This window comes from Saccharopolyspora sp. 6M, assembly GCF_020176775.1.
Classification (GTDB): domain Bacteria; phylum Actinomycetota; class Actinomycetes; order Mycobacteriales; family Pseudonocardiaceae; genus Saccharopolyspora_C; species Saccharopolyspora_C gregorii.
Genome location: NZ_JAIUJZ010000049.1, coordinates 1 through 14,806, shown reverse-complemented (window position 1 = coordinate 14,806; position 14,806 = coordinate 1). Strand labels below are relative to the sequence as shown.

The window sequence follows — 14,806 nt, the reverse complement described above, 5'->3', positions numbered from 1 at the left end:
CACCTGGCGGGTGGGCTGCTGGCCGGGACGCTGCGGCGGCCTGAACTGCTGGGTGCTCTGCTCGTCCGGAGTCGCGGGGCCGCCCTGCTGCGCGGCTCCCTGCTGGCCCGGTCCCTGTTGGCCCGGTCCCTGCTGGCCGGGGCCGGGCTGGCGCTGGGTGCGCTGGTCCGCCGCGGGCGGCGGTGCCTGGGTGAACGAGGTCGGCAGGTCGAGCTTGCGACCGCCGCCGGAGTCGGCGGCGCGCTTCCCGGTCGGGGCGTCGTCCTCGTCGTCGAACGACGGGACCCACGCACCGGTCTTCTCGGAGGGCGCCTCGGCGTCCTGGTCCGCGCCGCGCGGCTGCTGCCCGTCGCCCGGCCAGTTCGGCTGGTCGCCGCCCTGCCGCGGACGACCCGGCGGCTGCTGCTGGCGCGTCCCCTCCCCGGGCCACGGTCCCGCACCCTGACCCGGTCCGGGCGGCGGCCCGGCGGCGCGCTGCTGCCCCGGACCCTGCTGCCCCGGACCCTGCTGGCCGGGACCCTGCTGGCCGGGACCCTGCTGGCCCGGGTTCGGCGGCGGCGGGGTCGGCGGGGCGCTCGGCGGCGGACCCGGCGGGCGCTGCTGCGCACCGGGACGCTGCCCGGCGGGCGGCTGGTTCGCGGGGTTCGGCGGTCCGGCAGGCCGACCACCCGGCGGGGTGCCGCCCGGAGGCGGGGGGCCCTGCGGACGCGGACCCTGCTGCCGGGACGAGGGGGGCGTGGCCCGGTCGTCGGGGGAACCGGGATTGCGACCTTCGGGCTGCCGGGAGTGGCGGCCACGAGCTGGGTCGTCACGCTCGTCGTTCACGAGTTGGCCTCCAGGACAGGCGTCGTGCGACGCCAGGTGATGCATTCACGTCGGGGTGACCCCGCTTCGCGCGGGGCGGTGCTGCTCGTTCTCACGACCGGTTCACTCGGCCGCAGTCTTGCGCCGGGGGCGGCGGTTGTTCAAGTCACCGGTCCCGAGGACGTACGACTGCACCAGGTGGTTCCAACTGCACGTCCGACAGACTTCGACGACGTGCACGGTGAATTCCGCGAACAAGGCCGCCAACCGTTCCAGCTCATCGGGACCGCGAGCCGATCCCGATGCGTGCTTGAGTTCCTCGCCGAAGATCCACGAGACCAGCGTGAGCGGCTCCTTCCGGCACACCGGGCAGGTCACTTCGCTGGGCTCGCCGTGGTACTTCGCCGCCCGCAACAGGTACGGGTTCGCGTCGCAGACCTCCATCACCCCGACTCGGCCAGAGTGGACCTGCGCGAGCAGCGACCTGCGCTGCAACGCGTAATCCACCACTTGCCGTTGGGTCCGCACGAGGAACAGGGTACGTGTCCGATGCCGGTGCTCCATGCGCCGTTAGGGGCAGCGACCGCTTCCGTCGCGTGACCTGCGGTGTCGTGAGCAGCGCGGTTGGTCTCGACCTGCGAGGACCGGGGAAGCGCCGAAGATATACTCCTTTCTCGGGCAAGTACGGCTGGGGACGGCTCGAGCGCGGGAGGTGCGGATGCGCGAACTCGCCATGCCCGGCTTCCCGCAGCGCACCCGGTGCACCGGGCCCGAACTGCGGCGACTCCCCTCCGGCGACCGAGGTGGCCGGGGATCTCGCTGCGGGATGTTCTACCGGACGGCCGCCGCGCGCCCGCACCCCGGGTTGATCTTGAAACCCGGAGGCGCCGATGGTCCCGGTACCGGACGGGCCGCTCGTCCCCCGCTCGCCGGACCGCACCGCCGGAAGGTGATCGGTCCCACGGAGGCCGATCGGACGATTCGGGCGCCGCGCGGCGGATCCGCCCGATCCGCGGGAACAGCGCGGCCTCCCCGGCGGTTGTCGGGGAGGGCACCGGTGCGCGTTCCGGGAGTCGCGGGTGGCGGGAACCCGCGGCGACCGATCGGCACCGGTCGTCGGCTTGCCCAGGCGGGGGCCGCCCCCCCCCCCCCCCCACGACCCGCGCGCATCGTCCGCGCGACGGGCCACTTCCAGACCACGGCCCGGCCGGGCCTGATCCGGCCGATCCGGCTGCTCGCGCGACCCCGGGACCTCCGGGGCACCGGCGAGCGGGGAGAAGGACAACACATGACCTACAAGGAGGACCCTGCCATGAGCACAGACCGCCGCGAGGGCGCGGTTCGAGTGGCGATCGCCGGCGTGGGCAACTGCGCGGCATCGCTGGTGCAGGGCGTCCAGTACTACGCCGACGCCGACCCGGACACCCGGGTCCCCGGCCTGATGCACGTCCAGTTCGGCGAGTACCACGTGCGCGACGTGCAGTTCGTGGCCGCGTTCGACGTGGACGCCAAGAAGGTCGGCAGGGATCTCTCCGAGGCCATCGTGGCCAGCGAGAACAACACCATCAAGATCGCCGACGTCCCGCCGCTGGGCGTTCCCGTGCAGCGGGGCCGCACCCTCGACGGGCTCGGCCGCTTCTACCGCGAGACGATCGAGGAGTCCGACGAGGCGCCGGTCGACGTGGCGCAGGCGCTGCGCGACGCCGAGGTCGACGTGCTGGTCTCCTACCTGCCGGTGGGCTCCGACGACGCGGGCAAGTTCTACGCGCAGGCCGCGCTCGACGCCGGGGTGGCGTTCGTGAACGCGCTGCCCGTGTTCATCGCCTCCGACCCGGAGTGGGCCGCGAAGTTCACCGAGGCCGGCGTGCCGATCGTCGGCGACGACATCAAGTCGCAGGTCGGCGCCACCATCACGCACCGCGTGCTGACGAAGCTGTTCGAGGACCGCGGCGTGCACGTGGACCGCACGATGCAGCTCAACGTCGGCGGCAACATGGACTTCCTGAACATGAAGGAGCTCGAGCGGCTCGAGTCGAAGAAGAAGTCCAAGACCCAGTCGGTGACCTCGCAGGTCCAGCGCGACCTGGGCAAGCGCAACGTGCACATCGGCCCCTCGGACTACGTGCCGTGGCTGGACGACCGCAAGTGGGCCTACATCCGGCTGGAGGGGCGCGCGTTCGGTGACGTGCCGCTGAACCTGGAGTACAAGCTGGAGGTGTGGGACTCGCCGAACTCGGCGGGGATCATCATCGACGCGCTGCGCGCCGCCAAGATCGCGAAGGACCGCGGCATCGGCGGACCGATCCTGTCCGCGTCCTCGTACTTCATGAAGTCGCCGCCGGAGCAGTACTCGGACTCGGAGGCCTACCAGGCCGTCGAGGACTTCATCTCGGGCGACGTCGAACGCTGATGCGCCGTCCCCGCCAGGCCGCGGCCCGGCGGGGACGTTCAGCGCTGGAGCTGCTGCTCGGCGCGGGAGAGCACCGCGTGCGCGGTGGCGTTGCCGTTGGTGGTCACCCAGGAGACCCGCAAGTTCGGCCGGACCCGGGTGGGGCCGATCCGCATCGGCCAGCTGGCCATCCGGCGGGCCTGCTGGGCGATGGCCTCGCCGTTGCCGTTGGGGTGGTCGGCGACCAGCGCGAACTCGTCGCCACCGTACCGGGCGACGGTGTGCTCGTCGGACATGCCCTGCCGCAGCCGGCCCGCGAGGGTGCCGAGCAGCTCGTCGCCCCGGGCGAAGCCGTGCTCGGTGTTGAACGCGGCCAGCCGGTGCACGTCGAGCAGGACCAGCGTGGTGAGCATGCCGCGGGTGCGGGCGCGCACCAGGGACTGCTCCAGGCGGTCCAGCAGCAGCGCCCGGCCCGGGAGCCCGGTGAGCGGGTCGAGCAGGCCGCGGCTGTGCCCGACGTCGGTCTGCACGGCCTGCAGCAGGATCAGCACCCGGCGCTTCCCCTGCGCGCGCACCGCGTGGTAGTCCGCCCACAGCCGGGTGGGGTGGCCACCGCGCTCGACGACCATCGGGGTGGACAGCGGCGAGCCGGCGCGCAGCACCTGTCCGGCGAGCTCGGACCAGTCCGGCATCGCGGCACCGGTGTCGTCGCGCACCTTCCAGCCGCTGGGTCGCGCACCGGTGAGCAGATCGGACTTCGTCAGCTGCATGAGGTCCGCGGCGACGTCGTTGGTGGCGAGCACCTGGCCGCGCTCGTCCGTGAGCAGCACGCCCACGGTCAGTCCGGTGATCAGTTCGTCCCAGATCGGCGGCAGCTGGGATGGCGCGGTCACGTCGAGGACACTCATTCGGCCCCTCCTCCCCACCAAACGGAGCAGTCCATTGGACTCTCCTCTGCGGAGAGGCCTGAATTCAAGAGCATCACTACCACCCGTAATGGTGGTATTTACCGAGCGCGAATGACGCTGCGTCAGCAACTACCCGGGTCAAGCCCGAAGCGCCACCCGATGCGGGAAACGAGACGTCCATAAGGCGGATGATCTTCGACTGCGGTGCGCCCTCCGAGCCGCTCCGGTTCCGCCGGGCTCCGGCCCGATCAGCGCCTGCCTCTACGCTGGGTCCCGGCCGCCTGAGATCGGCGGCACCCCCGCATCGATGACCAGGACGGTGACCCTCGTGGCGGTGAGCGGACCGGATGACGCGACGCGACGACCCTTCGGCGAGGTGATGCGCGACCTCGCCAGGGAGAACCGCAGGCTGCTGATCGCCATCGGCGTCGCCGAACTGCTCGCCGTGCTGCTGGTCTCCACGATCAGCCCGCACGACCACATCGACGGCGAGGTCTACCGGCTCGGCGCCCGCGCCTGGCTCCAGGGCAAGGACATGTACGGCCCGCTGCCCGCGACCGAGTCCGGGCTGAAGCTGCCGTTCATCTACCCGCCGTTCGCGGCGATCCTGTTCGCGCCGCTCGGGCTGGTCTCCAAGATGGCGGCCGTGTCGATCATCATGCTGGTGTCGCACCTGGCGCTGCTGGTGACGCTGTACCTGGTGCTCAGCGCCTCCACCTTCCTGCGCGGGCAGCGGGACCGGGTCGTGCTGTGGACCGGCGTGGTGCTGCCGCTGGCGACGCTGTCCGAACCGGTGCTGGAGACGCTGACCTACGCGCAGATCAACCTGGTGCTGATGGCGCTGGTCGCGGTGGACTGCCTGTGGCGCACCGGGCCGGGGCAGAAGGTGCCGTACCCGCGCGGGCTGCTGATCGGCATCGCCGCCGGGATCAAGCTCACCCCGGCCGCGTTCCTGCTGTTCTTCCTGCTGCGCAAGGACTTCAAGCCGATCGCGATGGCGGCGCTCGGCTTCGCCGGGACCGCCCTCATCGGACTCGTGCTCGCCTTCGAAGGCACGAAGAAGTACTGGACGCAGGAGGTGATGGCCACCGGCAACGTGTCCTTCGGCCCCACCTTCACCGGCAACGCCTCGGTGTACGCGGGCAACCAGTCGCTGCGCTCGGCGCTGACGAAGCTCGGCGTCGGGAACGTGACGATGGTGCTCGTCGTGGTGACGCTGCTGGTGCTGGCGCTGGCCGTCGCGGGCATGCTGCACGCGCTGCGGCAGCGGGACCTGCCGATGGCGGTGACGCTCAACGGACTGCTGTCGCTGCTGATCTCGCCGATCTCCTGGTCGCACCACTGGGTGTGGGCGATCCCGGCGGTGGTGCTGCTGGCGGGAGCCGCGGTGCGCCGCTCCGACTGGGGGCTGCTGATGATCGCCGGGCTGGCGGCGTCGCTGTGCACGCTCGGACCGATGTGGAAGGTGCCGCAGGGCAAGGGCCGGGAACTGCACTGGAACCCGCTGGAGCACCTCGTCGGCAACGCGTACGTGTACCTGGGGCTGGCGCTGCTGGCCTACTACGCCTACGGCTTGTGGCGCTCCCACCGGCTCGGGAGGCGGACCGCGGAACCCGACGAACCGCAGATCTCCTCCACCCCCGCCTGACCTGCCCGCCCGCCGCGCGCGGGCACCCCGGAACGCGGAACCGGGGGGGGGGGGGGGGGGGGCGGCGGGGGGGCGCGGCCCCCCCCCCCCCGGCCCGGGGGCCCCCGGGGGGGGCCCCCCCCCGGGGCCCGGGGGCCCCCCCCCCCCCCCCCCCCCGCCCCCCCCCCCCGCCCCCCCGGCCCCCCCCCCCCGCCCCCTCTCGTCGCGGTGCGTCAGATGCGCTGGAACTCGACGGTGTCGTCGAGGCCGCGCGGCTGGGCCGCGAGGCCCGGGATCGGGATGGTGTGCCCCTGCGCCGCGTTGATCGACGGGGGCGCGCCGAGGGCCGGCAGCTCGATGCCCACCGGTTCGGCGGCCCGCGGCTCCGGCGGCAGCGGGCTGGCCAGGATCCGGTCCCGCTCCGGGGTGGTCGCGTCCAGCTCGTCGAGCACGTCCACCCGCACCGGCACGTCCTCCGGGGTCGCGCTGAACCGGGGGACCGCGGCCAGGAACGACACGGTCGGCCGGTCGTCGGCCCGCGGGCCGAGCTCGCCCAGCGCCTCGGTGAGCCTGCCCGCGGTGGGGCCGGTGAGCTGCCCGCCGCCGAACGCGGTCAGCTCGCCGCCGAGCGGCATCGGGACCTGCACCGGTTCGCCGTCGCGCGCCAGCACGAGCGGCCCGGACAGCGCCGGCGGCACCTGCGGGTGGTCCTGATGCTCGCCGGGCACCTGCAGCGCCACCTGCTCGGAGCGGGCGGCGGGCACGTGCGGGGCCTCGGCCAGGGCGACCACGAGCAGCGAGGGCGGGACCTCGTGCAGCCGGACGTCCGGGCCGGGCAGCTCACCGGAGGTGAGGTCGACGTCGGCCGAGTCGAGCAGTCCGGCACCGAGAGCCGCGGGCGCCGCCCGCTCCGCCCCGTCCCCGCCGAGCGCGCCGCCCCACAGGGCGACGATGCCGTCCTCGGGGTCCACCGTCGCCGGGTCGACCAGCGGGATGATCAGCTCGCCGGTCACCTCCGGCACCTTCGCCTCGGCCGGGTGGCCGTGGCCGCCGCGGACGATGTCGCCGATCGGACCCGCCCAGCTCAGCGAGCGGTGGAAGCCTTCGGCCGGGGTGCGCACCTCGGCGCCGCGGCGGAGGCTGTGCCGCCCGTCGCCCGGTGCGGGCCGCGCGGTCGCCGGATCGCCGACCCAGCCCGCGAGCTGCATGTCCGGCCGTGCGGGGTCCAGGTCGCGCAGGACCGGGATCTCCTGCGTCATGTCGTGCTCGACGGCGGGGAGCAGGTCGCGCACCGGGTCGATCTTCCCGGTCAGCACCAGCGCCCGGTAGCGGCCGGTGTCGGCGTTCCGGTGCGCCGCGAACGAGTGCGCCAGCTGCGGCCGGGCGTCGTCGGCGTCGAACGCGGGCGGCACGGAACCTCCCCGTTCCGGATCGGCTGGTGACCTGTCGTACCGGGTGCCCAGGCTGCCGTGGTCCCCGTCTCCGGACGGGCCGGTGCCTTCGGCCGCGGCCATCGTGGTTCCCACGGCCAGCACACCACCGGTGACCAGCGCGGCACGCACGCCGCGCTTCGCCCAAGTCTGCATGCGGTCTCCTTCGGATATTTCCCCGTTCGGGCGGGGAAAGCAATGGTTTCGAGAGGTGCCGTCATCGGACGTTGACCACAGTCCGGCGGCGTTGGGACGAGTGCGCTTCGGAGCGCGGCGAGCGGATCGCCGCGGCGCTCGCTCAGTCCGGGGTGGTGCCGGGGGACGGCGCGGAGGTGCCGTTGAGCGCGGAGTCGGCGGTCCGGCCGGCCGAGCGCAGCGCGGTGAGGCCGCCCGCGGCGGCGGGCAGCGGCCGGGTCATGCCGACGCCGCCGTTCCCGCCGCTGCCGTCGGAGGTGTGCCCGGCGGTGCCGGTGGCGGGCGGCGTGGTGACGGCCTTGCCCGGCGACCACGGTGCGCGGTGGCCGGGCGCGGCGGGCGCGGCGGCCACCTCGCTCGTGCCGTGCGCGGTGAACACCGCGGAACCGGTGGCGGGCGCCGCCGCGGGGTTCGCGGGTGCGGGCAGCGCCCCGGCCGTCGGAGCCGGCGGGTCCGGGAGCCGCGGCTCGGCAGGCGCCGGCCCGGGAGCCGGCAGCGGCGCGGGAGGTGCGGACGGCGCGGGAGCGCCCGGGCTGACGCCGTGCCACAGCGGGGCGGTGAGCTTGCCGAGCCCGTCGGCGACCGGCCGGGTCAACCCCTCCAGCGGTGCGGGCCGGTCGGCCCCGGGTTCCGGGACGAGCGCGCCGCGCACCGGGCGCAGCAGCGATCCCGCGCCGTGCAGCGCGGTCGACACCGGCTCCGCCTCCGCCACGCGGCCGACGAGGTGCTGCGGTGCGAGGTCGGCGAGGGAGAACTGGCCGGGATCGGTGGCGGGGTCCGGCGCGTCCACTTCGGACTCGTCAGGTCGCGGCGCGGCGTCCGGCTCGCTCGCGGCGTCCGGCTCGCTCGCGGGTTCCGCGGCGCGGGCCAGCGGTTCGGCGATGTGGTGCACGACGGTGCCCACCTGGCGGACCGGCCTCGGCAGGTCGTCCGCGCGCTCCGGCGGGTCGGTGCGGTGTTCCGGTGCCGCGGTGCGGTGTTCCGGTGCCGCGGTGCGGTGTTCCGGTGCCGCGGTGCGGTGTTCCGGTGCCGCGGCGGGGTCGGCGGGCAGGTCGGGCACGAGGTCGGCGACGCGGTCCGATGTGGACTCGTGGGCGCCTCCGGACGCCGCGGGCAGGTCGACCAGCGCGGGGTCCGCACCGGCGTTCCCGGCGAACCAGCCGACCGAACTCCCCGCGGCCGCCGCTCCGGCGACGACCAGCGTGCGGGCCAGCAGCCGCCATCCGCGGCCACCGCCTGCTGTTCGGAGGCTGTCCGACATCTGCTGGTCCGGTTCCACTTTCCGTCGGGGCTGCATGTCCGCTAGCGACCCTCCGTTCGACCGGCGCGGTTGCGCCGTTCGGCGGCTTGATCGACGTGCACTGCCGACGGGCACTCTGTCAGCAGGCGGAGCGCGGACCTAGCGATCTCGCCCAACACCCCCGGATCGGGTGACAAATCCGCTCGGCGCCCGGATTGCGCCGACCGCACCGGGAACGACCTCGTCGCGGCTACGGTGGCGTGGTGAGCAACGCGAAGATCGCACCACCGGATGATGCCGCCGCCCACGTGCCGCGGGTACTGCGAGTCACGGCGGCCGTGTGCTGGCGCCTGCTGGTCGTGCTCGGCATGTTGTACGTGCTGAGCCTGGCGTTGGGCAGGCTCTACGTCGTGGTCATCCCGGTGGCCATCGCACTGCTGCTGGCGGCGCTGCTCGCCCCGGCGGTGTCCTGGCTGGCGCGGCGGAAGGTGCCGCGGGCGATCGCGACGGCGGTGGTGCTCGTCGGCGGGCTGGCGCTGGTCGGCGGCGTGCTGACCTTCGTGATCAACGCGTTCATCAACGGCTTCCCCGAGCTGCAGCGGGAGATCCTGCGCAGCCTCGGGCAGATCCGGGGCTGGTTGCTGCAGGGGCCGCTGCACCTGCGCGAGGAGCAGATCGACGAGTACCTGGGGCAGGCCGCCCGCTGGTTGCAGGAGAACCAGGCGGCGCTGACCAGCGGTGCGCTGTCCACGGCGTCCACGTTCGGCAACTTCCTCACCGGCCTGGTGCTGGCGCTGTTCACGCTGATCTTCTTCTTGCACGACGGCCGCCGGGTGTGGCTGTTCCTGATCGGCCTGGTGCCCTCGCACGTGCGGGGCCGGGTGGACGTGGCCGGGATCCGCGGGTTCGCCTCGCTGGTCGGGTACGTGCGGGCGACGGCGCTGGTGGCGGTCGCCGACGCGGTCGGCATCGGCATCGGGTTGACGCTCATCGGGGTGCCGCTGGCGCTGCCGCTGTCGGCGCTGGTGTTCCTCGGCGGGTTCGTGCCGATCGTCGGCGCGGTGGCCTCCGGTTCGGTGGCGGTGCTGGTGGCGCTGGTGACCAGCGGCTGGGTGAACGCGCTGCTGGTGGTGCTGGTCGTGCTGCTGGTCCAGCAGGTGGAGGGCCACATCCTGCAGCCGCTGTTGCTGGGCCGCGCGGTGCAGGTGCACGCGCTGGCCGTGGTGCTGGCGATCAGCGCGGGCGTGGTGCTCGGCGGGATCGTCGGCGCGCTGCTGGCGGTTCCGGTGGTGGCGGTGCTGAATTCGGCGATCCGCTCGCTGACGGCAGGCGAGGACGAGTCGACGCCGGTGGAGGCGACGGATCCGCACGAGGCCGAACCACCGGCTCCGGATTCCGCGGCCGACGGCGCGGAGCGGGACGATGCCGGTGAGTCCGGTGCGGAACGCCGTTCCGACGGCGGGTCCGGGAAATCCTCGGCCGGTGGTCCCGCGGATTCGGCTGGTCCCGATTCCGATTCCCGCTGATCGGGAGCGAACGATCGAAAATCGAAACGAGTCCGGGCCGGAAAGGGGTGCATCCCGCCGGCCCGGACCCGTTCCGGAGGACCGCCCCGAAATCCGCTCGCGAATGGTGCGCGAAAGCCGAGATCAGGCGAACGTCACCGCATTCCGCCCCGACGATTTCGCCGTCAGCAGCGCCGCATCCGCGGCCACCAGCAGATCGGGCAGCTCGTAGCCGAACCGTGCGGTGGTCGATACCCCGACGCTCACCGTCACGCCGGTCAGCTCGCGCGGCCGCCCCATGGTGTCCCGGGTCGGCACCGACAACGCGGCCACCGACAACCGGATCCGCTCGGCCACCGCGTGCGCCACCTCCGGGCACGCGTGCGGGAGCAGCACCACGAACTCCTCCCCGCCGAACCGGCCCACCAAGTCCTCCTTGCGCACGCTGTCCCGCAGCATCACCGCGACCGCCGCCAGCACCGCGTCCCCAGCGAGGTGCCCCACCTCGTCGTTGACCCGCTTGAAGTGGTCCAGGTCGAGCAGCAGCAGCGCGGCACCGCGGTCCCGCGCGCACGCCCGCCGCAGCTCCATCCGCGCCATCCGGTCCCAGTGCAGCGCGTTCGCCAACCCGGTCTTGCCGTCGCGCTGCGCCGACCGCCGCCAGTGCGGCAGCTGCCCCGCCAGGTCCAGCAGCGCCAGCATCGGCGCGCCCAGCACCGCGACCTCCGGCTCGCGCAGCACCGCCATCCCCAGCACACCGCCGAAGCAGGCCGCCACGATGCCCAGCAGCACGTCGATCGGCTCGCCCACCACGTCCTCGCGCGGCGCCCCCGGGTCGCGCAGCCGCAGCCCGATCCCCACCAGCAGCGCCCGCACCGCCAGCAGCGTCGTCCCCGCGAGCACGATCAACGCCGGATCCCACCGGGGGTCCTCCCAGCCGATGACCCAGCGGGCCGCGAACACCGCCAACGTCGTGGAGGCGGTGACGAACAGCCAGCGGTGCGGATCGGGCCGCGCCTCCAGCACCCCGTGCAGCGCCGGGCCGAGCAGCAGGAGCACCAGCAGGTTCGGCGGCAGCACGAGCCCACCGGCCGCCAGGTAGGCGATGTGCACGGTCCACGGGTCCCGGCGCACGCCGCTGCGCAGGTGGATGGTCACCGAGGTCGCGATGATGACGGCGGCCGCGGTGCCGCCGAGCATGCCGAACCGGAACCACTCGGTGCGCGTCGGCGGCGAGTTCAGCAGCACCACCGGGAGGACCAGGCCGATGGCGGCGGCCTGGGTGAGCAGCACGTGGATCAGTGCGGGTGCCCGGAGCCGCCACAAGGGCCACGGCGCCATGATTCCTCACGTCTCTTCCTCGCCCGGACGGGCGAGCGGTCATTGATCCGATCGACTTTTCCGGAAACGCGCGAATGGCGGTGCCCCACTGCAGCCAAGTACCGGATCGGTTACTACTCCCGAGCCTGGCACAACTAGATCAACCGTGGAAACCCGGCTCTCAGGTCCATTCGGGTAGATCCGCTCGGTGATGACAAACACCGAGCGTGTTCACCGATCGTCGGCTCACGCAACTCGATCGGTACGGCAGGATGGTCGATCGGGAGGGAACAGCCGTGATGTCGAAGAACACCGCGCCGCAAGGCGTCCGGGTGGCCGATGGGCGCTCGCCGTTGTGGCGCGCGCACAACTTCTTCCGCTCCGTAGGACTCGGGTACGCGGTGCTGTGGTTCGCGATCCAGTTCCCCGCCTACCAGCGCCCGGCCCTCGCGGTCGTCGAGATCCTCGTCATGATCGGCTGGACCGTGTTCACCGTGTGGCGGTTCCGGCGGCGGGAGGGCCGGACGAACGCGCTGGTGCTCGCGGACCAGGTGCTGATCTCGGTGCTGTTCCTCGGCAACGAGCTGATCATGACCGAAGAGCAGATGTGGCAACTGGCGCCGTCGGTCATCACCATGTGGCAGCCGTCGATGGTGACGCTGGCCGGCGTGCAGTGGGGCTGGATCGGCGGCGGGATCTCCGGCGCGGTCTCCGCCCTGATCAACTTCGCGATCCGGGACGTCTACGCGCCGCTGATGTTCCAGGACGCGGTGCTGCTGATCGGGGCGGGCCTGCTGTTCGGGCTGGCCGCGGACACCGCCCGCCGCTCCACCGAGCGGCTCAGCCAGGCGCTGCGCGCCGAGGCCGCGACCGCCGAGCGGGAACGGCTCGCCCGCTCCATCCACGACAGCGTGCTGCAGGTGCTGGCGCGGGTGCGCAACCGCGGCGTCGAGCTCGGCGGGGAGGCCGCCGAACTCGCCCGGCTCGCCGGGGAGCAGGAGATCGCGCTCCGCTCGCTGGTCGCCACCGCTCCGCCCGAGCACGACGCGGAGGGCGAGGTGGACCTCGTCGCCCGGCTCCAGGTGCTGCGCACCGGCAAGGTGCAGGTGTCCGTCCCCGCCACCGACGTGCGGCTGCCCGAGCCGATGGGCTCCGACGTGCTGCTGATCGTGCGGGAGGCGCTGGAGAACGTGGACCGGCACGCGGGCCCGGATGCCCGCGCTTGGGTCTTGCTCGAAGAGCTGCCGGACGAGATCGTGATCAGCGTCCGGGACGACGGCCCGGGCATCGCCGCGGGCAGGCTGGCCGAAGCCGCCGCGGAAGGCCGGATGGGCGTGGCCCAGTCCATCCGCGGCCGCGTCCGGCACCTGGGCGGCACGATCTCCCTGGACACCACCCCGGGAGAAGGCACCGAGTGGGAGATCCGGTTACCGCATCCGCACCCGGCCCCGGCGGGGGCGGGCGGACGCGCGAGATCGGTGGCCGAGAAGATGTTCCCCCGGCGGACGGCGCCCGCCGCGCCGCTCGCCGCGGACCCGGACCGATCGGACGACCGGGATGCCGACCCGGCACCGCGCGGAGGAGGAGAAGGATGACCGAGCCGCACGTGTCGGTGATGGTGGTCGACGACCACCCGATGTGGCGCGACGGGGTTTCGCGAGATCTCGCCGAACGCGGCTTCGAGATCCGCGCGACCAGCGGGGACGCGGTGTCCGCGCTGCGGATCGCGCGCACCGTGCGCCCGGACGTGGTCCTGATGGACCTGAACCTCGGCGACACCTCCGGCGTCGACGCGTCCCGGCAGATCACCCAGGAGATCCCCGGGACCCGGGTGCTGGTGCTGTCCGCGAGCGGGGAGCACAGCGACGTGCTGGAGGCGGTGAAGGCGGGCGCCTCCGGCTACCTGGTCAAGTCCGCCTCGGTGGACGAGCTGGTCGACGCCGTGCGCCGCACCGCGGCCGGGGACGCCGTCTTCACCGCCGGCCTGGCCGGGCTGGTGCTGGGCGAATACCGGCGGATGGCGGTGTCACCGGGCGCCGAATCGCAGGCCCCGCAGCTCACCGACCGGGAGACCGAGGTGCTGCGGCAGGTGGCGAAGGGGCTCACCGCGCGGCAGATCGCGAACAAGCTGGTCATCTCGCACCGCACCGTGGAGAACCACGTGCAGTCCACGCTGCGCAAGCTGCAGCTGCACAACCGGGTCGAGCTGGCCCGCTACGCCATCGAGCACGGCCTCGACGCCGACGGCGAAGCGGGCGCCGCGCCGAGCTGACGCCGCGCGGGAGCCCCCACCCGCAAGATCCGCCCCGATTCACCCGACCCGGCGACCACATCGGTCGCCGGGTCGTTCCGCGTCCGGCCCCGGGGGCGCCCTTCCCCCTGCGCAACGGGCGGTTTCACCCCAGGTGACGGGCCGGGCCCCACCGGTCGCCCACGCGAGTGCCCGGCGCGCACCGTGACGGGCGGGTGACGGGTCGGTGACGCCGGGTCTGGCGTACTTCCGGCCAGCGGCGCAAGAGGCCGCGGTTCGAAAGTTCGTCAACTCGATGAGGAGTACGACCGTGAACGTTTTCGAGATCTCCGAGCTGGAACTGTCCGCCGAGCTGCTGCCGACGCGCGAGGCCCTCGGTTCGTTCAACTTCGCCGACCTGTACGCGACCAACACCGCGGTCGCCATCAGCGGCGAGGGCGACGCCGTCGCGATCGCGAACCAGGACATCGACCTCGGCCAGGAAGGCTGATCCAGCCACCTGACCCGGTCCTCCTGCGGACCGCCCTGGTGACCCCGATGGGGGATATCGGGGTCACCTCCCGCGGCGACGCCGCCGCGGCCGTCTTCCACTCATCTCTACATCTGGAGCACATCGTGAACTTCGAGACCTGTGCGGAGCTGCTGCCCGCTCGCGAGGCCCTGGGCAGCCTGAACTGGGCCGACGTCTACGCCACCAACACCGCGGTCGCCATCAGCGGCGAGTGCAACGCCGTGGCGCTCGCCAACCAGGACATCGACCTCGGCCAGAAGGACTGACCTGTCCTGACCGAGTTCCCGGTCGCGCGCCGGTGAAAACCGTCGGCGCGCGGCCGGGCACCACCTAGGAGGAGAAGACATGAACGAACTGGAGCTGGCCGGGCAGTCGGCCGAGCTGCTGCCCCGCCGCGAGGCCACCAGCCTCGTCGACGTCACCACGGTCGTGCCGGTGAACGTCGGCGTCGCGGTCAGCCTCGGCGGCGACGCCGCGGCGATCGTCGGCCAGTACACGAACGTGGAGTAAAAGCGGATATCGGACGTGCCGGGCGGGGGGGGGGGGGGGGGGGGGGGGCCCCCCCCCCCGGGGGGGGGGGGGGGGGGGGCGGGGGCCCCCCCCCGGGGGGTTTGGGGCCCCGGAGC

At 73.4% G+C, this 14,806-nt stretch carries 13 protein-coding genes and 1 pseudogene; 8 read left to right on the top strand and 6 right to left on the bottom strand.

Features of this window, described 5'->3' with window-relative positions; translation table 11 throughout:
• Together LCD31_RS08375 and LCD31_RS08370 are read right to left on the bottom strand one after the other, a co-directional pair.
• Positions 1-825: pseudogene (locus LCD31_RS08375) on the bottom strand (hypothetical protein); the annotation flags it as partial.
• A gap of 102 nt (positions 826-927) precedes the next feature.
• Positions 928-1,332: a DUF5318 domain-containing protein gene (locus LCD31_RS08370; RefSeq protein WP_224957087.1), complete on the bottom strand. Its 405-nt coding sequence runs from the start codon at positions 1,330-1,332 to the stop codon at positions 928-930.
• Between the two features lie 784 nt (positions 1,333-2,116).
• Here LCD31_RS08370 and LCD31_RS08365 point away from each other — a divergent pair.
• Positions 2,117-3,214, top strand: a complete 1,098-nt coding sequence (locus tag LCD31_RS08365) for an inositol-3-phosphate synthase (RefSeq protein ID WP_224957086.1) — start codon at positions 2,117-2,119, stop codon at positions 3,212-3,214.
• Between the two features lie 38 nt (positions 3,215-3,252).
• Here LCD31_RS08365 and LCD31_RS08360 read toward each other — a convergent pair whose 3' ends face one another.
• On the bottom strand, positions 3,253-4,101 hold the full coding sequence (locus tag LCD31_RS08360) for a diguanylate cyclase domain-containing protein (protein WP_224957085.1): 849 nt from the start codon (positions 4,099-4,101) through the stop codon (positions 3,253-3,255).
• Between the two features lie 334 nt (positions 4,102-4,435).
• On the opposite strand from LCD31_RS08360, the gene LCD31_RS08355 reads away from it, so the two are divergent.
• Positions 4,436-5,749, top strand: coding sequence for a glycosyltransferase 87 family protein (locus LCD31_RS08355; protein WP_224957084.1), 1,314 nt, complete (start codon positions 4,436-4,438; stop codon positions 5,747-5,749).
• Between the two features lie 212 nt (positions 5,750-5,961).
• Here the strand turns inward: LCD31_RS08355 and LCD31_RS08350 are convergent, their stop codons facing one another.
• Positions 5,962-7,314 carry a hypothetical protein gene (locus LCD31_RS08350; protein WP_224957083.1) on the bottom strand — a complete coding sequence of 451 codons (1,353 nt, stop codon included), beginning with the start codon at positions 7,312-7,314 and terminating at the stop codon, positions 5,962-5,964.
• Positions 7,315-7,456: 142 nt separating this feature from the next.
• Complete coding sequence (locus LCD31_RS08345; protein WP_224957082.1) at positions 7,457-8,650, bottom strand: hypothetical protein; 1,194 nt, start codon at positions 8,648-8,650, stop codon at positions 7,457-7,459.
• 206 nt (positions 8,651-8,856) lie between these two features.
• On the opposite strand from LCD31_RS08345, the gene LCD31_RS08340 reads away from it, so the two are divergent.
• On the top strand, positions 8,857-10,119 hold the full coding sequence (locus LCD31_RS08340) for an AI-2E family transporter (protein ID WP_224957080.1): 1,263 nt from the start codon (positions 8,857-8,859) through the stop codon (positions 10,117-10,119).
• Positions 10,120-10,242: 123 nt separating this feature from the next.
• On the opposite strand, the gene LCD31_RS08335 is transcribed toward LCD31_RS08340, so the two are convergent.
• Positions 10,243-11,439: a diguanylate cyclase gene (locus LCD31_RS08335; RefSeq protein ID WP_224957078.1), complete on the bottom strand. Its 1,197-nt coding sequence runs from the start codon at positions 11,437-11,439 to the stop codon at positions 10,243-10,245.
• Between the two features lie 278 nt (positions 11,440-11,717).
• Between LCD31_RS08335 and macS the strand changes: the two genes are divergently transcribed.
• From macS to LCD31_RS08310, 5 genes are all read left to right on the top strand, one after another.
• Positions 11,718-13,013 carry a MacS family sensor histidine kinase gene (gene macS, locus LCD31_RS08330; protein WP_224957076.1) on the top strand — a complete coding sequence of 432 codons (1,296 nt, stop codon included), beginning with the start codon at positions 11,718-11,720 and terminating at the stop codon, positions 13,011-13,013.
• Positions 13,010-13,690 (top strand): response regulator transcription factor, encoded by a 681-nt coding sequence (locus LCD31_RS08325; protein WP_224957075.1) that lies wholly within the window; start codon positions 13,010-13,012, stop codon positions 13,688-13,690. Before macS ends, LCD31_RS08325 begins: the two co-directional genes overlap by 4 nt.
• Before the next feature lie 289 nt (positions 13,691-13,979).
• Positions 13,980-14,159, top strand: a complete 180-nt coding sequence (locus LCD31_RS08320; protein ID WP_224957074.1) for a hypothetical protein — start codon at positions 13,980-13,982, stop codon at positions 14,157-14,159.
• Between the two features lie 47 nt (positions 14,160-14,206).
• Positions 14,207-14,446, top strand: coding sequence for a hypothetical protein (locus LCD31_RS08315; protein WP_224957073.1), 240 nt, complete (start codon positions 14,207-14,209; stop codon positions 14,444-14,446).
• Between the two features lie 79 nt (positions 14,447-14,525).
• Entirely contained in the window at positions 14,526-14,690 is a 165-nt protein-coding gene (locus LCD31_RS08310; RefSeq protein WP_224957072.1) for a hypothetical protein, read from the top strand.
• The last annotated feature ends 116 nt before the right edge of the window (positions 14,691-14,806 follow it).

Bases quoted from the DNA above. Each gene is read 5' to 3' on its own strand.
- LCD31_RS08310 (WP_224957072.1), top strand. From the start codon at position 14,526: ATGAACGAACTGGAGCTGGCCGGGCAGTCGGCCGAGCTGCTGCCCCGC.
- macS (WP_224957076.1), top strand. From the start codon at position 11,718: ATGTCGAAGAACACCGCGCCGCAAGGCGTCCGGGTGGCCGATGGGCGC.
- LCD31_RS08335 (WP_224957078.1), bottom strand. From the start codon at position 11,439: ATGGCGCCGTGGCCCTTGTGGCGGCTCCGGGCACCCGCACTGATCCAC.
- LCD31_RS08365 (WP_224957086.1), top strand. From the start codon at position 2,117: ATGAGCACAGACCGCCGCGAGGGCGCGGTTCGAGTGGCGATCGCCGGC.
- LCD31_RS08345 (WP_224957082.1), bottom strand. From the start codon at position 8,650: ATGCAGCCCCGACGGAAAGTGGAACCGGACCAGCAGATGTCGGACAGC.
- LCD31_RS08315 (WP_224957073.1), top strand. From the start codon at position 14,207: ATGGGGGATATCGGGGTCACCTCCCGCGGCGACGCCGCCGCGGCCGTC.
- LCD31_RS08325 (WP_224957075.1), top strand. From the start codon at position 13,010: ATGACCGAGCCGCACGTGTCGGTGATGGTGGTCGACGACCACCCGATG.
- LCD31_RS08360 (WP_224957085.1), bottom strand. From the start codon at position 4,101: ATGAGTGTCCTCGACGTGACCGCGCCATCCCAGCTGCCGCCGATCTGG.
- LCD31_RS08350 (WP_224957083.1), bottom strand. From the start codon at position 7,314: ATGCAGACTTGGGCGAAGCGCGGCGTGCGTGCCGCGCTGGTCACCGGT.